The organism is Martinezella paranaensis (genome assembly GCF_014200235.1).
GTDB classification, from domain to species: Bacteria; Pseudomonadota; Alphaproteobacteria; order Rhizobiales; family Rhizobiaceae; genus Rhizobium; species Rhizobium paranaense.
The window spans coordinates 65,271-89,449 of the sequence record NZ_JACHBI010000009.1; the positions used below are offsets into that span (position 1 = coordinate 65,271).

Consider the following 24,179-nt stretch of genomic DNA (forward strand, 5'->3'; position numbering starts at 1 on the left):
CGCTTTCGGCTCGCGGTATATCTGGCGCATGCCGCCCGAGCGGGGCAATATGCTGACATGAGTGCTCCCCTTCAGAACCGTGTGACACCCTTCGGCGATATCGTGGCGATCTCGCAACGAGGATTGTTCACAGGCAATCGCGGCATCATCCACGATCCGGCGACGAAAACGCTGCTGAATAAGCGCTGGTCGAGCAAGGCATGGCTGGTTTGCACTCGCGAATACAAGGGGCGGCGCCGCGATGTCATGGCCAACCGGAGCTGGACCGAGCTCTTTTTTCTGGACGAAGCGGTGGCATTAGCCGCGGGTCACCGTCCCTGCTTCTTCTGCCGGCGGGACGACGCCAAGGCATTTCGCGCGGCATGGGCAGGCGCGAGAGGGCAAGCTGAACCCTCGGTCGGTGCAATGGACGCCGTTCTCCATAGTGAACGCATGGAGCGCGGACGCAAACGGATACATCCGCTTCCCGGACCGCTCTCCGAGCTGCCGGATGGTGCGGTTATCCTGGCATCCGGTGCGGCTTGTACGATCGCCGCCGGTCGCGCCTTTCGTTGGACCGAGCATGGCTATGAACCGCCGCAAAAGCTCATCCACGCCGAAGGCATGTTGACGCCACCTTCCACATTCATGGCCCTTCGCGCCGGCTATCGGCCGATCCTTCATCCCATGATTCGGAAGTAAAATTGTCTTTCCCAGCCGAGACTTGCCGATTTGAAAGCAAGGACCGGAGTGCGGACGGATGGCTTCAGCCCTATTGTCGCCCGCAGCAACGCCCTCATCGATAAGGAGGCTAGATCATGAATGCCCATTCGAAGCTTAGTCCATCGGGCTCTTCAGTCCTGTCCGCAGAAGAGCGCGTCGCTGGGTATAACTGGCAGACGCTGTCGGAGGAGCTGAGCGGGTTCGGCTGCGCGGTCATGGAGAAGCTGCTGTCGCCTGAGGAGTGCCGGGAAATCGCCGGCCTTTATCCGCAGGAAGAGCATTTCCGCAGCCATATTCACATGGCGCGCCATGGGTTCGGCAAAGGCGAATACCGCTATTTCAAATATCCGCTGCCGGATCTGCTTGGCAGTCTGCGCACGGCGCTCTATCCGCGGTTGGCCGAGGTTGCCAACGATTGGAACATCCGCATGGGCATCGATCAGCGCTATCGTGCAAACCATGCGGCCTTTCTCAAGCAGTGCCATGATCAAGGCCAGACGCGGCCGACGCCGCTGCTGTTGCAATACGTCCCAGGCGACTTCAATTGCCTGCACCAGGACCTCTATGGCGACCTGGCATTCCCGCTGCAGGTGGCAATCCTGCTTTCCGAACCGGGCAAGGATTTCACCGGCGGCGAGTTTGTTCTGACGGAGCAGCGCCCGCGCATGCAAAGCCGCGTCGAGGTGGTGCCGCTGCGCCAGGGGGACGCTGTCGCCTTTGCGGTCCACAATCGCCCAGTCCAGGGCTCCAAGGGGAGCTATCGCGTCAACCTTAGGCACGGCGTCAGCCGTCTTCGATCGGGTATGCGCCATACCGTCGGCATCATCTTTCACGATGCGAAATGAGCGAGCCTAACGGAGGCAGCTAAGCCCGGTTTCTGCGTCAAAGAGATGTATTGCTTCATCGTCGAAGAACAGAGTCATCTTCCGATCGGCGCTGATCGGCGTGCGGGGAGCAAGGCAAGCGGTCAGCCGCTGATCTCCGGCAATGGCGGAGACCACGAGTTCGGGACCGGTCAATTCGGCGATTTCGGGCGTTGCCTCGATGGATAGAGCGCCCTGTTCCAGACGCAGTGCTTCAGGCCGTATGCCGAGAATGACATGCTGGCCTTCTTTGACCTTCCCTTTGAAGCGTTCGGGGAGCGGCAGCCGAGCGCCGGCGCCTTCCAATAGCAGCCCATCGGCGCGAACCGTGGTCTTCAGGAGATTCATCGGCGGTACGCCGACGAAGGTTGCCACATAGAGCGTTGCGGGACTGTTATAGATCTCCTCCGGCGTGCCCAACTGCTCGATCCTTCCGTCCCGCATGACCGCGATCCGGGTGGCGAGCGTCATCGCCTCGATCTGATCGTGGGTGACGTAGACGACCGTCGTCTTCAGCATCTGATGAAGACGCTTGAGCTCCGTGCGCATTTCCATGCGCAGTTTGGCATCGAGGTTCGAAAGCGGCTCGTCGAAAAGGAAGACTTCCGGCTTCCGCACAAGGGCGCGGCCGATCGCTACGCGCTGCCGTTGGCCGCCGGAAAGCTGGCTCGGCTTGCGATCCAGCAGATTTTCGATCTGAAGCAGTCTCGCAGCCTCGCGCACGGCCTTGTCGCGCTCCGCCGTCGGCACTTTGCGCATCTCAAGGCCGAAGCCGATGTTGCGGTGGACCGTCAAGTTTGGATAGAGCGCATAGGATTGGAACACCATGGCAATGTCGCGGTCTTTGGGATGCACGCCCAGAACCGAGCGATCACCTATCCGCACATCGCCACTGGTCGCCTCGGCAAGACCGGCGATGATGTTCAGCAGCGTGGACTTGCCGCAGCCGGAAGAGCCGAGCAGCACCAGGAATTCGCCGCTCTCAAGCGCGATATCGATGCCCTTCAGCGTTTCGACCTGACCATAGGTCTTGCGGATATTCTGGATCTCGAGCGCGCTCATCGTGCGGCCTCCTTCGTCGCGTTGAGCTCGCTATAGCTGCGGGGCAGGGTGGAAATGGCGCGCGAGGCGACCTCCGTTCCAGCAGCCAAACAGGTGGAAAGTATTTCGCCGCGGGCAAGTGCGGCCAGAAATGCGGCATTGAAGACGTCGCCGGCGCCGATCGTATCCACGACTTTCACCTGGGGCGCGGTGGCGGCAATGAGTGCTCCATCCCCGTCGATGGCGATCGCGCCGTCAGAACCGCGTTTGACGACGACGATCGCCCCTTCGGGCATATGCGAGCGGAGATGGCGTGCGGCGTCTGGAGGATCGTCCAAACCTGCGAGCGTGGTCGCTTCCACCTCATTCAACAGGGCAATGCGGCAGCGCGACAGCCACCCGCGCGTGGCGGTGCAATTTTCATCCGTCCAACCATTGAGCGGCCATCCGGTATCGAGTGCGAGCGCGATCCCGTGACTATCGGCCCAGTCGAACAATGCGCCGTAATCCTGCGTCAGGTCGTCCGTCAGGAAGGGACCGCAGAGAAGGGCATAACCGCCGGAAAGCGTTGATCCGTCGAGAACGGCAAAGACATCGGCAAGGCTGAGGCGCGGCAGGTGGCCGCGCGTCGTGAAGAACGTGCGTTCGCCGTCCGGATGGGTGATCCCCACCGAAAGCGTCGTGCGCTCAGGGTGCACGGGCCACTTCGCAGCCCGTTCGCCGAAAGCTTGGGCAAGCCAGTGGCCGAACTCATCGCTGCCGACACTTGCCGCGATCTCGAAGTCGACGCCCATGCCTTCCCAGGCAAGCGCGCTATTCCCCGCTGCGCCGCCGACACGCAGTTCGTCATGGTCGACGATGATCTCCGTGCCTGCCTTCGGCCAAGGTGCGGCAGGCCCGAGGATCAGGTCGACATTGACATTGCCGATGACTGCAAGCGGCTTCATTCATTCACTCCGGGTAATTTTCGTCGATCGGACCGGCGTTCCTGCATTCTCGACGCGGGCTTCCGCAAAGGCGATCATCAGCCGTTGCGCGATCGGCAGCATGGCGAAGATCGCCGCAAGACCGGTCGCCGGCTCGAAGCGAAGGGTCACGGCGCCCGCCACCGGCTCCTCACCGGATGCATCGAAGACGACGGTCGGCGCGCCGGTTTCCACGGCGGAGACGATCATCGCGGTGACAAGACCCGCCGTATTGTCCCGCCCGCGAAACAGGACGACGCCGATGTTCGGCCCGAGCATTTCCATAGGCCCGTGGCGAAGCTGTCCGCCTTCGAGCGAGAAGCAGGGGCGGCGGGACAGCTCCGTCAAACCGAGCGCAAGCGCCTCCGCAACACCCTGCAATTTGCGGCCGGACGTGACGACTGTGTCGATAGTCGCGAGTGCGGAAAGTGCCGGCGCGATATCGACGTCTCGAGGGGATTTCAAAACGGCAAGTGCCGCCACCGGGTCTTCGCCGAGCGCGGCAAGGATTGCGAGATGGAGGGCAAACGTGACGGTCAGACTGCGTGTTGCCGCAAAGGCCAGTTCCGTGCCGCCGGCGCCGACCAGGGATGGTGCAGCCTTTGCCAGGAACGAGCCGCCTTCGAGCGTCAGCCCGAATGTCTCGTCCGTGCCGCCGGTTTCGTTGAACCAACGGACGACTTCGGCGCTTTCGCCGGATTGCGAGGTAACGAAGACCGTTCGGCCCTCCAGCATCAACGGCTGGCCGAGCTGCTCGGAGAGCGGCAAGGCGATCGCATCAATGCCAAGAGCGCGATAAAGCGGCTCGACCGCGCGGTTCACCGCATGCGATCCACCCATGCCGAGGAGCAGGAGCTTCCCCGTTTTCTTCAGCGAGGAGGCTGCCTTTGCGGCCATTTCGGCAGCGCCTTGGTAGGAGGCGATGGCATCCGCATGCTGGCGCGCCATTTCGCGATCGATCGCGACAAGCCCTGTCAGTCGTGTCTTTTGTCCGGTCATGGTCATCCCTTGACGCCGCCGCTTGTCAGCCCCGAAATCAGGGCGCGTTGCATGACGAGACCGACTAGCACCGGGGGCAGGGCGGCAAGCACACCGGCGGTCGCAATCAGTCCGTAATCGGATACACGTCCGCCTGCCAAGTCGGCGATGGCGACGGTCAGGGTCTTCGCCCGCTGGTCTGACGTAAAGAGCAGCGCATAGAAGAATTCATCCCAGGCCAGCAGGAACGCGAAGAGCGCCGATGTCGCGATCACCGGCATGGCAAGCGGCAGCGTGATGATCTTCAGCGTCTGGAAGAGGCCGGCGCCGTCGATCATGGCTGCGGATTCGATCTCTTTCGGAATGGAATCGAAACCAGATTTCATGAGCCAGGTCGTGAACGGCGCGAGGATGGTGAGATAGACGAGCGCAAGCCCGAAGACGTTGTTCAGCATGCCGAGATAGGCAAGGCCCATATAGAGCGGCACGGCGAGCGCCACCGGCGGCAGCATGTAGGTGCCGATCACCATGGATAGCGACCAGCCGACGGACGGGGTGCGCGACACGGCCCAGCCCGCCGGGATGGCAAGCGCAATAGCCGCGATCGTCGCCATAGCCGCGATTTCGATGCTGTTGCGCAGCGAGGAGGTGAATGCAGCGCCGGTACTGTTCTCGATCGTCGAGAACAGCAGCCGGTAACGGGAAAAATCGGCCGTCTGCGGCCACCAGCGCAGCGGTTTCGCCGCGAGATCGGCGGCCGGCGAAATGCTCATGACGAACAGCCAGAGGATTGGCGCGAGAATGACGGCAGCAAGCAGCAGTGCCGCGACATAGATGAAGACGGTGAAGATCGGGCTCCGGCGTTCCATCAGGCAGCACTCCCAACCGTCTTGCGCACCAGCGCGGCGTAGCCGGCGGCGAGCACTGTCACCAGCAGCGTCACCATCAACGCCAATGACGCGCCGGATCCGGCCCGCTGGAAGGAGAAGGCCTCCTGATAGACAAGGATCGACAATGTCCGCGTGCTGTTGGCGGGGCCGCCGCGCGTCATGACCCAGATGATGTCGAAGACCTTGAAGGCTTCGATGGTCCGCAGCACCAGCGCCACCATCAGCGGACCCGCGAGATAGGGCAGGATCACGAAGCGAAAGCGGGCAATCGGTCCGGCGCCGTCGACCAGCGAGGCGGCGGTGATATCGCGCGGAACGGCCTGCAGCGCCGCCAGAGCAATCAGCGCGACGAGGGGAAAGTTCTTCCAGCAATCGGCGACGATCAGCGCCGAAAGGGCAGTGGCGGGCTCTCCCAGCCATGAGCGATAAGCATCGATCAGGCCTAGCTGCGTCAGCGCCGCGTTCAAGGCGCCGTATTCCGGATTATAGATCAGCCGCCAGAGCGTCGCGTTGACGACGGTCGGCAGAGCCCAAGGCAGGATCATCAGTGCACGCAACGCCGTGCGGCCGCGGAATTCCTGATTGAGCAGCAATGCGGCAAGCACGCCGATCACCATCTCGGCGGCAACGGAAATGATCGCAAACAAGGCGGTCGTGACAAGGGTCCGCTGGAAGTTCGAACCTGAGATCATCTTCGTGTAGTTATCGATCCCGACGAAACTGCCTTCAGTGCCGACGAGCTTGGCGTCAGTGAAGGAGAGACGGACGGTATCCACCAGGGGCCATCCGATAACGGCGATCATGACCACGAGGAGCGGCAGCATCAAAAGCCACGCGCGGGTCGTCATCCAGGTGCCGGACATTTTTAGGCCACCCTTTTTATTTGTCGGACTGGATTGGAAACGGGCGGCGCTTTGCGCCACCCGTTGGCGGCGGCATTAGAGACCGCTGTTATCGGCAGCCGATTTCAAAGCGTCTTCCGGCGAGGACTGACCGAGCAGCGATTCCTGGATCGCCTGCTGAAGTGCTGTCGAAAGCTCCTGATATTTCGGTGTCGTCGGGCGCGGGTACATGGCTGCAAGGCCGACCTTTGCCGCGGCGATCAGTTCTTCCTGCCCCTTGGTGACGGCCGGGTCCTCGTAGGAGGATGCCCAGATCGGCAGGCTGAGCTTTGCATATTGGTTTTGCGTCGGCTGCGAGGTCATGAAGCTGATGTATTTCCAGGCTTCGTCCGGATGCTTACTGGCTGCGGTGATGCCAAGGCCCATCGAACCGTTCACGGCGGAGGCGTCGCTCTTGCCCGCTACGCCCGGCGCCGGCACGACACCGACCTTGCCGGCCACTTTGCTGTCCTTCGGATCGTTCGCCATATTGTACATGTAGGTCCAGTTCAGCGCGAAAGCGGCATCGCCGTTTTCGAAGACCTTGCGGACGTCTTCTTCCAGGAATTCCTTGGAGTTCGGATTGGTCAGGCCGGATTTATAGCTCGAAACCATATACTTCAGGGCATCAAGGCCGCCGCCCGTCTGGAAGGCCGGCTTGCCGTCCTTCAGGAAGTCACCCTTATAGGCGCTGACGAGCGTCGTGTAATCGCAGATCGCGGCTTCGGCCTGTGACCAGCTCCAGGCGATCGGCGTTGCCAGCAGCCCCTTGTCCTTGATGGTCTTTGCCTGTTCGGTGAGTTCGTCCCAGGTCTTCGGCGGGTTCTTGATGCCGGCTTTTTCCAGGATTTCCTTGTTGTAGAACAGATACTTGGTATCGAGAATCCACGGCATGCCGAAATATTTGCCGTCATATTGCACGGTGGTCCAAGCGCCGGGCAGTACGCCCTTTTTCATGTCGTCGGTGATGCGCGAGGACACGTCGACGAGCACTTTGTTCGTCGCATATTCGGCCGGCCAAATCACGTCGAAGAGGACGACGTCATAGCCGCCGCCTGAGCCCTGTGCCAGCACGGTCTTATCGTGCAGGCCTTCATAGGGAACGAATTCGAGCTTGACCTTGATATCGGGATTAGCCTTGGTAAAGGCGTCGGTCATGGCGCGCACGTCGGCTTCGCTATAGGCGGCCTGCGCCATGAAAAGCGCGTTGATCGTCGTTTCGGCCAATGCATGCGATGCAAAAGACGCGCCGATCAGCGCGGCGCCAAACAACGTCTTGCTTAGGGATTTCAACATTCCACCCTCCAGTTTTTGACTTTCACGCGATTTCCGATGGCGGCTCTCACCGCGACCGGTTGTTAAAAAGCAGCCGGGAGCCGGATGTCCGACTCTCGGGTCATCGTCGGGCCACTGCCGGCCCATTTGTTCCCACGAAACTCTTCGGTTTCTCATTAAGTCAATTGTCTTGACTTAATTACTTCTTCAATATTCTACTGGTGTCAAGAGGGAATTGCACATGAACGATAGCCGCCCGATCCGGGCCAAGAGCGGCACCAATCACGAAGGCACCAGCGCTCATAACCGACGCGTTATGATCGATGCTCTGCGCGTCAATGGAGCGCTTTCACGGGCGGATCTGGCGCGCGCCACCCGGCTGACCAAGCAGACGGTTTCCAACATCATCGACGAACTTGAGCGCGATGGTCTCGTGGCATCGCGGCAGACGGTGCGCAATGGCCGCGGGCAGCCTTCGACGCCCTACGCTCTGGTCCCGGAAGGTGCGTTTGCGATCGGCCTTCAAATCGACCGGCATATGACGAGAGCGATTGCCGTCGATCTCATTGGAAATGTGCTGGTGCGGCTGGAGGCGAAGCTTCCCTCGGGTGGACCGACGACAGGCGCCAAGGTCATTCTCGACCTTGTCGCGGATGTTCGGCAGCAATTGGCAGTGGTCGCGCCGCAATCCGAGGAGAAGCTGGTCGGCCTCGGGGCGGCGATGCCAGGTCCCTTCGGCCTTGCCGGCAACGGCGACGATCCCTGGATGATGGAGGCCTGGCAGAAGTTTCCCTTGCTTGAAACCCTTGCCGTTGGCACCGGTCTTAATGTCAGCATCCAAAACGATGCCGCCGCGGCGACGATTGCCGAGCGAATGGTAGGCGCCGCGCACGGGCTGGATCATGCGGTTTGCCTCTATGTCGGCTACGGCATCGGTGCCGGCCTTGTTCTCGGCGGCGAGCTCTATACCGGCGCGAACGGCAATGCCGGCGAAATCGGCATGGCCTTGCTCGCCGTCGGAGGCAAGTCGACGCCCCTCGAACATCGCGCGTCGCTGGCATCACTCTATCAATATCTATCGCTCGATCCGGCCGATCCGGATCTTTATGCCAAGATCCATGATCTCGTATCGGCCGACGATCGCAGGATCATCGAATGGATCGAAGCGGCCGCCTCCGATCTCAGATGGAGCGTGCATTTGATCGAAACCATCTTCGATCCGCAGACCGTCATCCTATGCGGCAGCGCACCACGGATTCTGGTGGACCGGCTCATCACAGCCATGGGTTCGTTGCTGCCCTCGATCGCCGAGCGTCGCGATCGGACCGTTCCACGCTTACAGATCGGCATGGCCGACCCCTGGTCCGTCGCACTCGGAGCTGCCGCCGGACCAATCAGCCGTGAATTCGATCCGCGCTATGCTGCGATCTTGAAAGACTAGCTGTCGGTGCTGGTCAGCGGACAGCCAACCGCAACTCAAGAGCCGCCGGAAGCATCATCCCGTTCTACTCGATCGCGATCTACTGCATTGAGTGCCTGAACACTGACGGCGGCAACCAGGCCTGTCAGAATGATGCCGGAAAGACCGATCATAAGAGCCAATAGCCGCGCTACAGTGTGCTTGGGCGCAAGATCGCCGTAGCCGATCGTAAGCCCCGTGACGAAGGTGAAATACAGGGTTTCCCCGAGCCGCCAATCCTCGATCTGTCCGATGACCATGCCACATCCGATCATGACAATAAGCATTCCCGAAAAGATCGGCCACAATATGCGAACCTGCTGGAAGAGCGCGGCGAAAAACAGTCTTCTCATTCCCTTCGTTTGAGACCGTTTACCTCCCGCCATAGGCTCCTGCCTTTCGATTTATGGTCCTCGCAAACAGGGTGGCACTGTTCAGTCGCCGGGACCATCATAGTCGTGGTCGTCGTCGAATGCGGATGGATCGACCACGGCGATCAGGAAGACGCGCCAGCTTTTGTCATCTTCATCGGATGAAGAGGAGGCCGCAGCGGCGCGTCTGGTTTGCCAGATCTCGAGCTCCCTGGGGTTCGGTTCCCGCAGCCGCATTTTTGAAACACCGTCCCATAGCGAGCGGCCTTGATTTTGGAGAATGCGTAGGTCCCGCAGGAGCAGCGTGTCTGCGAGCCGCGTCGTTGCCTCGACATCGTTCGCCGCTTCGAACGCCAGGACGCCACGCCCGGAAATTTCGGCCACATAGAGGCTCATCTTCGATCCCTTGTCTGGTTGTAAAAAGGCATGCGAAGCGCAGGCGCTGATACTGTGGAGGTCGCAAGCGACTTTTCTGACTGTGCCCCTCCATAAGTGGTGCCGTTAGATTAAGACGGAGTTGCCGGAGGCAAGACAAACAACGTAAACGCAAAGATGGCATAAAGCGCCAGGGCCATGACACCCGCGTACCAGGCTCCACGACCACCATTGGACAAAAGAGCCGCCGCCATTGCGGCGACGACCATCATCGTGACGGCACCCCGCCAGAACTGAAGCGTCATGGGTTCAGGGCCGATGAAATAGCTGACAAGCACCAAAATCGGCGCGACGAAGAGGGCGATCTGAACCGCACTGCCCAACGCGACCCCGACACTGAGATCCAGACGATTTGCGCGGGCGGCCGAAAATGCGGTTGTCATTTCCGCTGCCGCGCCCACCAGAGCGACGACGATGAAACCTACGAAGGCCGGCGTCATTCCCAGCTGCTCGGCGGCGACCTGGACCGATCCCACGAAGATCTCGCTAACCAGCGCGACCAGCAGCGTGACGACGACCAGCATGACTATGCTCAGTTTTACCGGCCACAGCTTTTCGTGTTCTTCGGCATGGCTGACGCTGGCGAAAAGCTCTCGGTGCGTCCGCAGCGAAAACAACATGCCCAGCGCATAGACAACGATGAGAATGATGGCCAATCCCAAGCTCAGCTTCTGGGAAACGGCGAGCGCGGGTGGCTGATCCACTTGGCTGATCAGCGAGGGAACCAGGACGGCGATCGTCGCCAGGAACAATAGGCAGGCCTGGAACCTGGCGTTGATCCGGTTAAATTCCTGAAGGTGATACTTCAGACCTCCGAACAGGAAGGCGCCGCCCAGCATGAAGAGGGTGTTGGTCACAATCGCACCCGCTATCGACGCCTTGACCAAGAGGTATTGACCGGCCTGGAGAGCCGCGAGCGATATAACCAGTTCGGTCAGATTGCCGAGGGTGGCGTTGAGCAAGCCACCGACGGCATCTCCGGTTTTGGCGGCGACCGCCTCGGTGGCGCGGCTGAGCAGTGCCGCCAAAGGAATGATCGCCAGGACCGACATAACGAAGAGCAGCGTGTGCGCTTCGGGGGAAAACCGTTCCAGAAGGATCACGACCGGCACGAATATGATGAGCGCGAGAATCGGCGTCTGACGAATTTCGTTCACAACAGTGCTTCCCACTGAAGACGACGACGCCACCGACGGTTTTTCCTGAATAGTGCCCATGACCCAGGCCCCGGCATGGAATGACCACGGGCTAAAATACCACCTTTCCCGGTCGATGTCGCGGCCGCCGGTGAATGGCTTTTGGTGTGGTTAGACATATCGGCATTCAGAGTCTCGGCCAGCGGTATTTGCCGCTCACTACCACATATTGACCGCCCAGCCGGCGGGTCCGGTTGGCAAGCGTGCCTGATATCAGCGTTTTGCGGCTTTCGGGGCTCCTCGAATATTCGTCGAGCGCGTTGGCCATCGCTGCGATCGCCTCATGCCGCGTCGGTGCCCGGGTGCAGAGCTTAGCGATCATCGGATCATAGTACATCGAGATCTCGCCGCCCTCATAGACGCCGGTGTCACGATCCACGCCCATCCAAGCCTCGGTGAAGCCCTGCAGGAGGCGAGCCTCGCGGCACTCGGCCACGCCAACCATGTCTGACGGTTTGTCGGATCTAGTCTTCAGCTTCGGGTCCGCTCACGCGGCTTAGAGAGGTGTAACTGGTACTCCTAACTGAACTCCACACTCATTCGCGCCAGATCGTCCCAAAGACTTTCGGCAAAGCCTCGGAGTACGATCAGTTCAAATGCCTCTTCCTCTGTGCGCGTCAGATATACGGCAATATGACCGACGAGGGTCGTCGTTGACTGTCCAACTGAAAATTCGGCGAGTGCAAAATCCACGGCAGTGCCCTTGGCGAGAACACGCGTTGCCATGGAACCGCGGATGGCAATCCGCCCGCGCCCGTGGCTCTGATCCACTACATCCGCTTTGGGTTTCAATATCGCCTTCAGGTCATTCAGTTCAGCAAACGGGAACGGCGCGGCGCTGACCGCAAACCATTGCCCCGGAGACAAAGTGCGAAGCGAGAGACCTGCGGCTTTGGCTTCCGCATCGAGTGCGGGGGCCTTCGGACTGGAGGTATTGGCCAGCAGATGCAGAACCGTTCCTTCAGGAAGCGCTTCGATATGCACGCCAGATCGAGAGATCGGCGGTCGGCCAGCCAATGCGGGGCGAAGCGTGACGCGGAATTCGGACATCAGATATCTCCCGGTTTAGACATGTAGCTTTTCATTGGCGGGATCGTAGAAGACTGGACTGCACAATCGGGCGGGCGTGAATTCGCCGCGCAGACCATTCCAGACCAGCACTTCTTCTCCATGGCGTTCTGAACCGCGGCGCACGAGGGCGAGGCCGATGGTCGAGCCAAGATGCGGCGAATAGCAGCTTGAGCTCACATAGCCCTGATCGTTTTCCAGCGTCGGAGCCGCACCTTTCTCCAGAATATGTGAGCCGGTGCGGAAGCTTGTTGCCTCATCGAGTGGCACCACCCCAACAAGCTGTTGGCGTTGCGGGTCGTTCAACCCTTTGCGCTCCAGCATCCGTTTGCCGATGAAATCCGGTTTCGTAGCCGAGACCATCTTCGCGAAACCGAGATCGCCCGGCACGACAGTACCGTTGATCTCGTTATGGGTGACATGGCCCTTCTCGATACGCAGCACGGACAGGGTCTCGACGCCGTAGGGCTGGATGCCGTGGTCGGCGCCGGCCTCCGTGATCGCGTCGGCTACGGCCTCTCCATAACCCGCCGGCACGGCCAGCTCATAGGCCAGTTCGCCGGAGAAGGAGATGCGGAACAGCCGGCCATGCACCTGGCCACCGAGGAGCGAAACCTCCGATGCGGCCAGGAAGGGAAAGGCGTCGTTAGAAATATCGGCATCAACGATACGTTCGAGGATCGCTCGCGATTTAGGCCCGGCAATTGCCATCTGTGCCCACTGGTCTGTGACCGAGGCAAGCCGGACGTCGAGTTCCGGCCACAGCGCCTGCGCGCAAAATTCCAGATGATTCATGACGCCTGCGGCATAGGCCGTCGTCGTGGTCATGAAGTAGCGGTTCTCATCGAGGCGGCTCGTGGTGCCGTCGTCATAGATCATGCCGTCTTCGCGCAGCATCAGACCGTAGCGGGCCTTGCCGACCGGCAGCTTAAGGAAGGCATTGCAATAGACCCGGTTGAGAAATTCGGCCGCATCCGCGCCGGTGATCTCGATCTTGCCGAGCATCGAGACATCGCAAAGACCGGCGTTGAGGCGGACGTTTCTGACTTCTCGGTCAACGCTTTCGCGCCAGCCGGTTTCGCCCGCACGCGGGAACCAGGCGGAACGATACCAGAGGCCGGTTTCGACAAAGATTGCGCCGTTCTTCTTCGCCCAGTCGTGCAGCGGCGATTTGCGCACCGGCTGTAAATGGCTGCCATGCGAGGGGCCGGTCAGCGCACCGAAGGAAACTGGCGTGTAGAACGGCCGGAAGGTGGTCGTGCCGACCTCGGCGGGGGAAATGCCGCGGGCTTCCGCGAGCAGGGCGATGGTATTGATATTGGAAAGCTTGCCCTGATCGGTCGCCATGCCATTGGTTGTGTAGCGCTTGGCAAGCTCCACATGACCATAGCCTTCCTGCACGGCAAGATGGAGATCCTTGCGGTGGACGTCGTTCTGGTAATCGACGAAGGCCTTGCCGCGCACGCCCGGTATGGTCCAGAGCGGCTTGGCCGGCGGCGACGAGATCTCGCCGGAGACGGCGCCGAAACCGGGCTTGGCGGCGGCAAAGCCGAGTTCCACCGCAATGGCCGCGCCCTTTGCAGCGCCATCTTCCAAACAGGCCGCCAAACCATCGATGCCGGCAGCGGCACCCGCCAGAGCCAATCCCTTCAGACCCGAGGGGGCTAGGAAAGCCGAGAGCTCATCGGACCATTGCGGCTTGCCGCCGCGATGGCAGGCGAGGTGAATGACCGGGCTGAAACCGCCGGACATCGCGAGCGCATCGACCTTCAGCGATTCACTGCCGCTGCGGCTATCAATTGTGATGCCGGACAGCACCTTGCCGCCGGTGGCATCCCTGACGACCGCGCCCGAAACGATCCGGGCTCGGCCCGTGTAGGCGGAAGGTGTGGCCGCGCGGCTGTCGATAATCGCCGTCGGTACGATGCCGGCAGCTTCGAGATCCTGCGCCAGCGCATAACCACTGTCGTTGGTGGTGAAGATCGCCACCTGGCGGCCGGGCGCAACGGCGTAGCGGTTGAGATAGCTGCGCATCGCGCCTGCCATCATCACCCCCGGGATATCGTTGCCGCCGAAGACGAGCGGGCGTTCTTCGGCGCCGGTGGCGAGCAGCGCCCGCTTGGCGACGATGCGCCAAAGACGCTCGACGGGAAGCTTGCCGGACGGGATGGCGATATGTTTCTGAACGCGCTCGACGGCGCCGAAGACATTGCCGTCATACCAGCCGAAGACCGTGGTACGCGGCATGACCGTGACATTCGGCAGGGCAGCGAGTTCGGCCAGCACGTCCTTCACGAAGGCCTGCGCCTTTGCTCCGCCGATCGCCGCAGTTTCCGACAACAGGCCGCCACCCGGCTGCGCATGTTCGTCGGCTATGATCACCCGCGCGCCGGCACGCCCTGCTGAGAGCGCTCCAGCAAGGCCGGCGGCGCCGGCGCCGACGACCAGCAGGTCGCAATGTGCCCAGCTTTTCTCATAGGCATCCGGGTCGGCTTCGTAGGTCGCGCGGCCGAGACCGGCGGCGCGGCGGATGAAGGGTTCGTAGAGCTTTTCCCAAAGGCCCGCCGGCCACATGAAGGTCTTGTAGTAGAAGCCGGCGCCGAGGAAAGGCGACAAGAGGCTGTTCAGCGAGCCGATGTCGAAATCGAGCGACGGCCAGCGGTTCTGGCTTTTCGCTTCCAGCCCCTGGTAAAGCTCCTGCATCGTTGCGCGTGTGTTGGGCTCGGTGCGTCCGCCCTGGCCGATCGTCATCAGCGCGTTGGGCTCGGCGGCACCGGCGGTCAGGATGCCGCGCGGGCGATGGTATTTGAAGCTGCGGCCGACCAGCAGGCGGCCGTTCGCCAGCAGCGCCGATGCGAGGCTGTCACCCTCGAAGCCCTGCATGCGCTGGCCGTCGAAGGAAAAGGAGAGGGGTTTGCTGCGTTCGACAAGTCCGCCGGCGGGAAGGCGATGAGGGGTCATGCGGTCACCTCGCGGCGCAGGGCTGCATCGCGGCTTTCGAAAATCTCATGGGTTGCGGTGTCACGGGTAACTACCAGCCAGCGACGGCAGCCGGAGGTGTGGTGCCAATATTCCTGATAGGCGCCGCGCGGATTGTCGCGCAGATAGACATAGTCGAACCAGGTTTCCCCGTCTGCTTCGGGCGAGGGGCGGCTCAGCGCGGCACCCTTGACGGTGAATTCTTCCTTGGGTCTTTTGCCGCAATGCGGGCAGGCGACGAGGCTGGCCATTTCGGTGTCCTTGCTACTGCGGATCAGTGCAGATTGGGTTGGGCGCCCTGGCCCTTTTCGTCGATCAGATAGCCGCGCTCGAAACGGTCGAGGCGCATCTGCCGCGTGGTGGGATGCGGCGTGTCCTTGGCCAGCAGATGGGCGAAGCAGAAGCCGGAAGCGGGCGTGGCCTTGAAGCCGCCATAGCACCAGCCGGCATTGAGATAGAGGTTGCCGATCGGCGTCTTGTCGATGATCGGCGAACCGTCCATCGACATGTCCATGATGCCGCCCCAGGAGCGCAGCACACGGACGCGCGACAGCGCCGGGATCATCGCCTTGCCGGCTTCCGCGACATGCTCGACTGTCGCGAGATTGCCGCGCTGGGCGTAGGAATTGTAGCCGTCGATATCGCCGCCGAAGACGAGGCCGCCCTTGTCGGACTGAGACACGTAGAAGTGTCCTGCGCCGAAGGTGCAGACGCAATCGATAAAGGGCTTCAGACCCTCGGAGACGAAAGCCTGCAGCACATGGCTTTCGATCGGCAGTTTCATGCCGGCCATCTCCGCGACGCGGGACGAGTTGCCCGCCGCCGCCAGCGCCAGCTTGCCGCAGCCGATGAAGCCTTTGGTCGTCTCGACGCCGACCACGCGGCCGTTTTCCTGGCGGATTCCGGTCACTTCGCAGTTCATGACGATGTCGACGCCCCGGCTGTCGGCGCCGCGTGCATAGCCCCAGGCGACGCCGTCATGACGTACTGTGCCGCCGCGGCGCTGCAGAAGCCCGCCCTGGATCGGGAAGCGGGCATTGTCGAAGTCGAGGAAGGGCAGCATCGCCTTGATGGCGGCGCGGTCGAGAAGGTCGGCATCGACGCCATGCAGCCGCATGGCATTGCCGCGCCGCGTATAGGCATCGCGCTGCGCATCCGAGTGATAGAGGTTTACCACACCGCGCTGCGACACCATGGCGTTGAAATTGAAATCCTGTTCGAGCCCTTCCCAGAGCTTCATCGAAAGTTCGTAGAAGGGGTTGTTGCCTTCCAGCAGGTAGTTCGAGCGGATGATTGTCGTGTTGCGCCCGACATTACCGGAGCCGATATAGTTCTTTTCAAGCACGGCAACGTTGGTGATGCCGAATTCCTTGGCGAGATAGTATGCGGTAGCGAGACCGTGACCGCCGCCACCAACGATGATGACATCGTAATGTGGCTTGGGCTGCGGCTCGCGCCATGCGGCGCCCCAGGTGCGGTTGCCCCGCAAGCCCTTCAGTAAAATGGATAGAGCCGAATATTTCATGTCCCGATCTCACGTTGATATCGATTGACCTAACATGCCTTTCATCGCAATTATTGCTGTAGAAGGACGTATTTCATGTGTTTTGGGACATGACCGACAAAAGCATGACACAAAGGATCGGGTTCGTACCGGTCCGCAATTTCGCTCTCATGAGCTATGCCTCGGCGACCGAACCATTGCGGGCGGCCAATCTCATCTCTGGAAGCCCTTTGTACGAGGTTGTTCCACTTTCGGTGAATGCAGCTTCAGTAAGCTGTTCGGCGGGCTTTGACCTGAAATGTCAGGACTTGGCCGAAACGGGAGACACCTTTCACACCATCTTCGTCTGCGCGGGCGGTGGTCCTGCAGACTGGGCCGGGGCAGATAGTCTTTATCCCCATCTGCGGAAGCTCGCTCGACAGGGTGTGAAGATTGGCGCGATTTCGAGCGGAGCCTATATGCTCGCAGCCGCCGGCCTCCTTGATCATCATGAATTTACGATCCACTGGGAACATGCCGCATTGTTGCGCGAGACGTTTCCTCACCTCACACCAAGACAGACGAGATTTGTTATCGACGGAGCACGAATCACGTGCGGCGGCGGCGTGGCACCATTGGATATGATGCACGCCCTCATCACCGATCGTATGGGAGCCGATTTCGCACGGCGAGTGAGCGATTGGTATCTTCACACAGCGGTTGGAGATTCGGTGGATCCTCAGAGAGGTTCATCCGCCGAACGGTTTGGGACCCATCACCGCGTCCTTCTTTCCGTGTTGGAGAAGATGGAGATCTCCATAGAAAACCCTCTTAGCCGGGACGCGATGGCGACGTGGGCGGGCGTGAGTACCCGTCACCTGAACCGACTGTTTATCGAGCATCAGGATACGACCTTTTCCAGCGCCTACCGTGCGATACGTCTGAAGCATGCCCGGCGATTGATAGAGCAGAGTGCCTTGTCGGTCTCACAAGTTGCCTTTGCGACGGGATTTTCCAACGCCGCACAGTTCTCGAACGCCTTCACAGCATTCTTTGGCTTGCGCCCCAAGGATGCACGACGTGCAGCGAAGACTGCACGAAGCGCAGAATATGCTTTAGAGTAAGATCTGAGAATCCAACGACGCGGAAAGCGACGCATAAATGACTGCAGAAAAACTCGCGGAAGCGATGGCCGTAAAACACTGGCTTGATCAAAATCCCCACGCTGTCCGTGAACCACGTGAAAACAATCTTGAGCTGGCTATCGGCCACGCTGTCAAGGAGTGCCGTAAGAAGCTGAACATCACCATCGCGGATCTGGCGAGCGCAACGGGTGTTTCATCCGGAATGCTCTCGAAGATCGAACGCGGCAACATCTCCCCCTCGCTCGGCACTTTGCAATCTCTGTCCAAGGCGCTCGGCGTGCCGATCACGACCTTTTTTCGCGGATACGAGGAGCCACACAAGGCTACGTTCGTGAAGTCGGGGCAGGGGCTGAATATCGAGCGAAGAGGCACGCGTGCTGGCCACCAGTATAGCCTGCTTGGACATATCGATAACAACACAACCGGCGTTTCGGTTGAGCCCTATCTCATCACGCTGACGACAGCGTCGGATGTTTTCCCGACATTCCAGCACGATGGGATGGAGTTCCTTCATATGCTCGAAGGTCGAGTTGTTTATCGGCATGGCGACCAGCTCTATGACATGGAGCCGGGGGACAGCCTTTTCTTCGACGCTGACGCTCCGCACGGACCGGAACAGCTCGTTCAGCTTCCATGCCGTTATCTTTCGATCATTTCCTATCCAAACAAAGCTGGCAGCGAAGCCTGACCGGCTTCTGGCCTGTCGAATTGCGCAGACATCGCGGCCTTTGGCATCCTTGTAGAGCCAAAGGCCGCTGCTTTTGCGCGCCGATTTCCCTGAATGTATTTCCAGTGCGTCCACTCAATGGGCATTTGCCCCATTTTGCCGCGCATCTTTTACGCATTCTGCCCATCGCCTAACCAAAATGTTTCTTCTTACGAACATTTAGTTCTTCCGAGTTGATCTAGGATAATCTGCGTGCTAGCTGTTTCTCCATCAACTGAACGGAGGCACACGCTATGTGCGGCATTGTTGGACTGTTCCTCAAGGACAAGAGCCTTGAGCCTCAGCTTGGAAATCTGCTCTCGGATATGCTGATCACCATGACGGATCGCGGACCGGACTCGGCTGGCATCGCAATCTATGGCGGTTCTGCTGAGGGCAGGGCGAAAATTACCGTCCAGTCCGCCAATCCGGGCGTGGACTTCGAAGGCCTTGCTGGTGACCTTGAGAAGGCGGGCATTAGAGCCGATGTGTCGATCAAGAGCACGCATGCGATCATCGAGCTGGAAGCATCCATGCTCGGAAATGTACGCAAAGTGCTCGAAGAGATCCGCCCGGCAGTCCGTCTCATGGGATCGGGCGAAAGCGTCGAGATTTATAAGGAAATCGGTCTTCCAAAAGACGTCGTGGCGCGGTTCGACGTCCGTGCGATGAGCGGAACCCACGGCATCGGGCATACCCGCATGGCGACTGAATCCGCCGTCACCACGCTCGGCGCCCACCCGTTCTCGACCGGCGCCGACCAGTGCCTCGTGCACAACGGCTCGCTGTCCAACCACAACAACCTGCGCCGCGAGCTGGTACGCGAAGGCATGACCTTCGAGACGCAGAACGATTCCGAAGTCGCCGCCGCCTATCTGACGGCCGAAATGGCCAAGGGCAAGGATCTCGGCCAGGCGCTGACCGGTGCGCTCGACGATCTCGATGGCTTCTTCACCTTCGTTGTCGGCACCAAGTCCGGCTTCGGCGTGGTGCGCGACCCGATCGCATGCAAGCCTGCCGTCATGGCCGAAACAGACCAGTATGTCGCCTTCGGCTCGGAATATCGCGCGCTGGTCAACCTTCCCGGCATCGAGAATGCCCGTGTCTGGGAGCCGGAGCCGGCAACCGTTTACTTCTGGGATCACGACAAGGCCGCCTGAGGGACGCCTGAAAAGGAGGAGCCGGCTCAGACCGTCTCCCGGAACAATGAGGATTCAATGCCCACATTCGATCTTTCCAACACCCCTCTTCGCGAGTTGAACAGCGCGCTGCATGCCCTTTCCAAAGGTGCGAACGATACGGAATTCGAAGTCATCAACCCACGCGGCAGTCATGCTGTTGCCGTTGGCATCGACAGCCCCGTTACGGTCGCTGTCCGAGGATCAGTCGGCTACTACTGCGCCGGCATGAATGACGGCGGCAGGGTGACGGTTCATGGGTCGGCCGGTCCGGGCGTTGCCGAAAACATGATGTCCGGCACGGTCGTCATAGAGGGCGACGCCAGCCAATATGCCGGCGCCACAGGCCGAGGCGGCCTGCTCGTCATCAAGGGCAATGCGGCGTCGCGCTGCGGCATTTCGATGAAGGGCATCGACATCGTCGTTCATGGCAGCATCGGCCACATGTCGGCCTTCATGGGCCAGTCCGGTCATCTCGTCGTGCTGGGCGACGCCGGCGATGCGCTGGGGGATTCGCTCTACGAAGCCAAGCTTTTTGTCCGCGGTGAGGTCAAGAGCCTCGGTTCCGACTGCATTGAGAAAGAGATGCGGCCGGAACATCTGGATAAGCTTGCCGAACTGCTCGACAGGGCGGGGGTCACGGGCGTCAGGCCCGAAGAGTTCAAGCGCTACGGCTCCGCCCGCAAGCTCTACAATTTCAACATCGACAACGCCGACGCGTACTGAGGCGAGGGACACCCATGAGCTATCACAACCCTTATACCCCGCCACGCAAGTCCGCGACCTTCGACGACTATACGCTCGCCGAAATCCGCCGCGCGGCTGCGACCGGCATCTATGACATCCGCGGCGCTGGCACCAAGCGCAAGGTTCCGCATTTCGACGACCTGCTGTTCCTCGGCGCCTCCATCTCGCGCTATCCGCTCGAAGGCTATCGTGAGAAGTGCGACACGACCGTCGTGCTCGGCTCGCGCTTCGCCAAGAAGCCGATCACGCTGAAGACGCCGATCACCATTGCCGGCATGAGCTTCGGTGCGCTTTCCGGCAATGCAAAGGAAGCGCTCGGTCGCGGCGCGACGATTGCCGGCACGTCAACCACCACCGGCGACGGCGGCATGACGGATGAGGAGCGCGGCCATTCGCAGACGCTGGTCTACCAATACCTGCCCTCCCGCTATGGCATGAATCCGAAGGATCTGCGCCGCGCCGACGCAATCGAAGTCGTGGTTGGCCAAGGTGCCAAGCCCGGTGGCGGCGGTATGCTGCTCGGCCAGAAGATCTCCGACCGCGTCGCCAATATGCGTAACCTTCCAAAGGGCATCGACCAACGCTCGGCCTGCCGCCATCCGGACTGGACCGGCCCCGATGATCTCGAAATCAAGATCATGGAGCTGCGCGAGATCACCGATTGGGAAAAGCCGATCTACGTCAAGGTCGGCGGCGCGCGGCCCTATTACGACACCGCTCTGGCCGTGAAGGCGGGCGCCGACGTCGTCGTGCTCGACGGCATGCAGGGCGGCACGGCGGCGACGCAGGATGTCTTCATCGAGAATGTCGGAATGCCGACTCTCGCCTGCATTCGTCCGGCTGTCCAGGCGCTGCAGGATTTGGGCATGCATCGGAAGGTGCAGCTCATCGTTTCAGGTGGCATCCGCTCGGGCGCTGACGTTGCAAAGGCACTGGCGCTGGGCGCCGACGCGGTCGCGATCGGCACGGCGGCACTCGTCGCGATCGGCGATAACGATCCGCGCTGGGAAGAGGAATATCAGAAGCTCGGCACAACGGCCGGCGCCTATGACGACTGGCATGAAGGCAAGGATCCGGCTGGTATCACGACCCAGGACCCGGAACTCGCAAAACGCCTTGACCCGGTTGCGGCCGGTCGCCGGCTTGCCAACTACCTCAAGGTCATGACGCTCGAGGCTCAAACGATCGCGCGCGCCTGCGGCAAGAACCACCTGCACAACCTGGAGCCGGAAGACCTCGTTGCACTGACGATCGAGGCGTCGGCCATGGCGCAGGTGCCGCTCGCCGGCACCAACTGGATCCCGGGCAAGACCGGTTTCTAAAAACACCCGGCCGGGCGCGTTTGGGAGGATGCGGCCGGCCTCACCATCAAGTGTCTAAGATCAATACAAGGGGACGAACGTGACACTGGACCTCTCGCAATACGCCTCTGAAAAAGGCATCAAATATTTCATGATCAGCTATACGGACCTGTTCGGCGGCCAACGCGCCAAGCTGGTCCCGGCAGAAGCCATTGCCGATATGCAGAAAGATGGCGCCGGCTTTGCAGGCTTCGCCACTTGGCTCGATCTGACGCCTGCCCATCCCGACCTGTTCGCGGTTCCCGATGCTTCCTCCGTCATCCAGCTACCCTGGAAGAAGGACGTTGCCTGGGTCGCAGCCGACTGCGTGATGGAAGATCAACCTGTTGAACAGGCTCCGCGTGTGGTGTTGAAAAGACTGGTCGCTGAAGCTGCGAAAGAAGGGCTTCGGGTGAAAACCGGTGTAGAGCCGGAGTTCTTTCTGATCTCTGCGGATGGCTCCGTGATTTCGGACCAGTTCGATACCGCCGAGAAGCCTTGCTACGATCAGCAGGCCGTGATGCGTCGGTATGATGTCATCGCCGAGATTTGCGACTACATGCTCGAACTCGGCTGGAAGCCCTATCAGAACGATCATGAGGACGCGAACGGCCAGTTCGAGATGAACTGGGAATATGACGATGCTCTCAAGACGGCGGACAAGCACTCCTTCTTCAAGTTCATGGTCAAGTCGATCGCCGAAAAGCACGGTCTTCGCGCGACCTTCATGCCGAAGCCCTTCAAGGGTCTGACGGGAAATGGGTGCCATGCCCACATTTCGGTCTGGGATATCGATGGCAAGGTAAACGCCTTCGCGGACAAGGAAATGCCCTTTGGGCTCTCCGCCCAAGGTAAAACCTTCCTTGGCGGCATCATGAAACATGCGTCGGCGCTGGCCGCGGTTACGAACCCGACCGTCAATTCCTATAAGCGGATCAATGCACCACGGACGATCTCGGGCGCAACTTGGGCGCCGAACACCGTCACCTGGACCGGCAACAACCGCACGCACATGGTGCGCGTGCCCGGCCCGGGCCGCTTCGAGCTCCGCTTGCCAGATGGTGCGGTAAACCCGTATCTCCTGCAGGCGATTATTATCGCCGCCGGCCTTTCGGGAATTCGATCGAAAGCCGATCCCGGCTGCCACTATGATATCGATATGTATCGCGACGGGCATACCGTGACCGACGCTCCAAAGCTGCCCTCAATCTTCTCGACGCGCTGCGTGAATACGAGAAGGATGAGGAATTGCGAGCTTCGCTCGGTACGGAGTTCTCCTCCGCTTACCTCAAACTGAAGCATGGCGAGTGGAACACCTATTGCTCGCATTTCACCGAGTGGGAGCGGAGCACCACTCTCGACATTTGAGTTCTCCCAGCCGCGTCTGCGGCCACCTGCACCCGTGCCACGGCACGGGTCTTTCTTCTTTGTTCGGCCTGCACCCGTGCCGCGGCACGGGTCATTCTTCTTTATTCGGAAAGCCCCATGTCTCAGTACATTCTGACGGTTTCATGCATGTCGACCCGCGGTATCGTCGCTGCGATATCGGGTTATCTAGCTGAGAAAGGCTGCAACATCATCGACTCCTCGCAGTTCGATGATCTTCAGAACACTAAGTTCTTCATGAGAGTCACGTTCGTCTCGGAAGACGGCGCGACCCAGGCAGAAATTCGGGAAGGGTTCGAAAAGGTTGCCAAGCAGTTCGAGATGAGCTTCGAATTGGTCGACGCGTCACGTCCGATGAAGGTCATCCTGATGGTATCCCGCTTCGGGCATTGCCTGAACGACCTTCTCTATCGTTGGCGTATCGGAGCGCTGCCGATCGACATCGTCGGGGTCGTTTCCAATCACCACGACTATCAAAAGCAGGTGGTGAACCACGACATTCCTTTCCACCACATCACCGTGACCAAGGCCAATAAACCCCAGGCCGAGGCGCGCTTGATGGAAGTCGTCGAGCAATCGGGCGCAGAACTGGTCGTTCTCGCTCGCTACATGCAGATTCTCTCGGACGCGCTTTGCCAAAAGATGTCCGGCCGCATCATCAACATTCACCACTCGTTCCTGCCGAGCTTCAAGGGCGCCAATCCTTACAAGCAGGCTTATGAGCGCGGCGTGAAACTGATCGGCGCCACGGCGCACTACGTCACTGCCGACCTCGACGAAGGTCCGATCATCGAGCAGGATACGGTACGCATCACGCATGCGCAGTCCGCGGAGGACTACGTCTCTCTCGGACGCGACGTGGAAGCCCAGGTGCTGGCGCGCGCCATCCACGCCCATATTCACCATCGCACCTTCATCAATGGCAACCGCACCGTCGTATTCCCGGCAAGCCCTGGGTCCTACGCTTCCGAGCGGATGGGCTGATAAAATCGCCAAGCTGATCGCCCGGCGCTCGGCACGATCCGTGCCCTGCTCTATCGTAGGATGAGGACGCGGGATCCGTATTGACCGAACGAAAGTGTCGCAGTGTT

Annotated in this window: 22 protein-coding genes and 2 pseudogenes; 10 read left to right on the plus strand and 14 right to left on the minus strand. The window is 60.5% G+C overall.

The genetic code is table 11. From position 1 onward, the window contains the following. Window positions 1-57 precede the first annotated feature (57 nt). Complete coding sequence (locus tag GGD50_RS21175; RefSeq protein WP_107107296.1) at window positions 58-681, plus strand: hypothetical protein; 624 nt, start codon at window positions 58-60, stop codon at window positions 679-681. A 116-nt stretch (window positions 682-797) separates the two neighbouring features. Beyond that, window positions 798-1,547, plus strand: a complete 750-nt coding sequence (locus GGD50_RS21180; protein WP_107107295.1) for a 2OG-Fe(II) oxygenase — start codon at window positions 798-800, stop codon at window positions 1,545-1,547. Window positions 1,548-1,553: 6 nt separating this feature from the next. Here the strand turns inward: GGD50_RS21180 and GGD50_RS21185 are convergent, their stop codons facing one another. From GGD50_RS21185 to GGD50_RS21210, 6 genes are all read right to left on the minus strand, one after another. Beyond that, a complete protein-coding gene (locus GGD50_RS21185; RefSeq protein ID WP_107107294.1) occupies window positions 1,554-2,627 on the minus strand; it encodes an ABC transporter ATP-binding protein in 1,074 nt (357 codons plus the stop codon). Continuing rightward, on the minus strand, window positions 2,624-3,553 hold the full coding sequence (locus GGD50_RS21190; RefSeq protein ID WP_107107293.1) for a PfkB family carbohydrate kinase: 930 nt from the start codon (window positions 3,551-3,553) through the stop codon (window positions 2,624-2,626). The genes GGD50_RS21185 and GGD50_RS21190 overlap by 4 nt, the downstream gene beginning before the upstream one ends. Further along, the gene (locus GGD50_RS21195) at window positions 3,554-4,576 is read right to left on the minus strand and encodes an SIS domain-containing protein (RefSeq protein WP_107107292.1); all 1,023 of its coding nucleotides are present in this window, start codon (window positions 4,574-4,576) and stop codon (window positions 3,554-3,556) included. Further along, on the minus strand, window positions 4,573-5,418 hold the full coding sequence (locus GGD50_RS21200) for a carbohydrate ABC transporter permease (RefSeq protein WP_107107291.1): 846 nt from the start codon (window positions 5,416-5,418) through the stop codon (window positions 4,573-4,575). The genes GGD50_RS21195 and GGD50_RS21200 overlap by 4 nt, the downstream gene beginning before the upstream one ends. Then, a complete protein-coding gene (locus GGD50_RS21205; protein ID WP_107107290.1) occupies window positions 5,418-6,302 on the minus strand; it encodes a carbohydrate ABC transporter permease in 885 nt (294 codons plus the stop codon). Before GGD50_RS21205 ends, GGD50_RS21200 begins: the two co-directional genes overlap by 1 nt. A 75-nt stretch (window positions 6,303-6,377) precedes the next feature. Continuing rightward, window positions 6,378-7,616 carry an extracellular solute-binding protein gene (locus GGD50_RS21210; protein ID WP_107107289.1) on the minus strand — a complete coding sequence of 413 codons (1,239 nt, stop codon included), beginning with the start codon at window positions 7,614-7,616 and terminating at the stop codon, window positions 6,378-6,380. A gap of 220 nt (window positions 7,617-7,836) precedes the next feature. On the opposite strand from GGD50_RS21210, the gene GGD50_RS21215 reads away from it, so the two are divergent. Next, complete coding sequence (locus GGD50_RS21215) at window positions 7,837-9,036, plus strand: ROK family transcriptional regulator (protein ID WP_107107288.1); 1,200 nt, start codon at window positions 7,837-7,839, stop codon at window positions 9,034-9,036. Between the two features lie 35 nt (window positions 9,037-9,071). Here the strand turns inward: GGD50_RS21215 and GGD50_RS21220 are convergent, their stop codons facing one another. The 8 genes and pseudogenes from GGD50_RS21220 to GGD50_RS21255 form a co-directional block, all read right to left on the minus strand. Further along, window positions 9,072-9,407, minus strand: coding sequence for a potassium channel family protein (locus tag GGD50_RS21220; RefSeq protein WP_107107326.1), 336 nt, complete (start codon window positions 9,405-9,407; stop codon window positions 9,072-9,074). Between the two features lie 81 nt (window positions 9,408-9,488). After that, on the minus strand, window positions 9,489-9,821 hold the full coding sequence (locus tag GGD50_RS21225) for a hypothetical protein (protein WP_107107287.1): 333 nt from the start codon (window positions 9,819-9,821) through the stop codon (window positions 9,489-9,491). Between the two features lie 110 nt (window positions 9,822-9,931). Next, entirely contained in the window at window positions 9,932-11,077 is a 1,146-nt protein-coding gene (gene cax, locus GGD50_RS21230; protein WP_107107286.1) for a calcium/proton exchanger, read from the minus strand. Between the two features lie 223 nt (window positions 11,078-11,300). Then, window positions 11,301-11,490: pseudogene (locus tag GGD50_RS32810) on the minus strand (acetyl/propionyl-CoA carboxylase subunit alpha); the annotation flags it as partial. Window positions 11,491-11,575: 85 nt separating this feature from the next. Then, window positions 11,576-12,106: a sarcosine oxidase subunit gamma family protein gene (locus GGD50_RS21240; RefSeq protein WP_107107285.1), complete on the minus strand. Its 531-nt coding sequence runs from the start codon at window positions 12,104-12,106 to the stop codon at window positions 11,576-11,578. A gap of 15 nt (window positions 12,107-12,121) precedes the next feature. Further along, window positions 12,122-15,085, minus strand: a complete 2,964-nt coding sequence (locus tag GGD50_RS21245) for a sarcosine oxidase subunit alpha family protein (protein ID WP_107107284.1) — start codon at window positions 15,083-15,085, stop codon at window positions 12,122-12,124. After that, window positions 15,082-15,354: a sarcosine oxidase subunit delta gene (locus GGD50_RS21250; protein WP_107107283.1), complete on the minus strand. Its 273-nt coding sequence runs from the start codon at window positions 15,352-15,354 to the stop codon at window positions 15,082-15,084. Before GGD50_RS21250 ends, GGD50_RS21245 begins: the two co-directional genes overlap by 4 nt. 23 nt (window positions 15,355-15,377) lie before the next feature. Continuing rightward, complete coding sequence (locus GGD50_RS21255; protein ID WP_107107282.1) at window positions 15,378-16,628, minus strand: sarcosine oxidase subunit beta family protein; 1,251 nt, start codon at window positions 16,626-16,628, stop codon at window positions 15,378-15,380. Window positions 16,629-16,717: 89 nt separating this feature from the next. Between GGD50_RS21255 and GGD50_RS21260 the strand changes: the two genes are divergently transcribed. From GGD50_RS21260 to purU, 7 genes and pseudogenes are all read left to right on the plus strand, one after another. Beyond that, on the plus strand, window positions 16,718-17,710 hold the full coding sequence (locus GGD50_RS21260) for a GlxA family transcriptional regulator (RefSeq protein WP_107107281.1): 993 nt from the start codon (window positions 16,718-16,720) through the stop codon (window positions 17,708-17,710). A gap of 37 nt (window positions 17,711-17,747) precedes the next feature. Beyond that, window positions 17,748-18,419 (plus strand): helix-turn-helix domain-containing protein, encoded by a 672-nt coding sequence (locus tag GGD50_RS21265; RefSeq protein WP_181316011.1) that lies wholly within the window; start codon window positions 17,748-17,750, stop codon window positions 18,417-18,419. Window positions 18,420-18,691: 272 nt separating this feature from the next. Then, window positions 18,692-19,597 carry a class II glutamine amidotransferase gene (locus tag GGD50_RS21270; protein WP_107107280.1) on the plus strand — a complete coding sequence of 302 codons (906 nt, stop codon included), beginning with the start codon at window positions 18,692-18,694 and terminating at the stop codon, window positions 19,595-19,597. A 57-nt stretch (window positions 19,598-19,654) separates the two neighbouring features. Next, a complete protein-coding gene (locus GGD50_RS21275) occupies window positions 19,655-20,341 on the plus strand; it encodes a GltB/FmdC/FwdC-like GXGXG domain-containing protein (protein WP_183939068.1) in 687 nt (228 codons plus the stop codon). 14 nt (window positions 20,342-20,355) lie between these two features. Beyond that, window positions 20,356-21,684, plus strand: a complete 1,329-nt coding sequence (locus tag GGD50_RS21280; protein WP_183939070.1) for an FMN-binding glutamate synthase family protein — start codon at window positions 20,356-20,358, stop codon at window positions 21,682-21,684. 79 nt (window positions 21,685-21,763) lie between these two features. Beyond that, window positions 21,764-23,070: pseudogene (gene glnT / locus GGD50_RS21285) on the plus strand (type III glutamate--ammonia ligase). Between the two features lie 117 nt (window positions 23,071-23,187). Continuing rightward, on the plus strand, window positions 23,188-24,072 hold the full coding sequence (gene purU, locus GGD50_RS21290; protein WP_183939072.1) for a formyltetrahydrofolate deformylase: 885 nt from the start codon (window positions 23,188-23,190) through the stop codon (window positions 24,070-24,072). The last annotated feature ends 107 nt before the right edge of the window (window positions 24,073-24,179 follow it).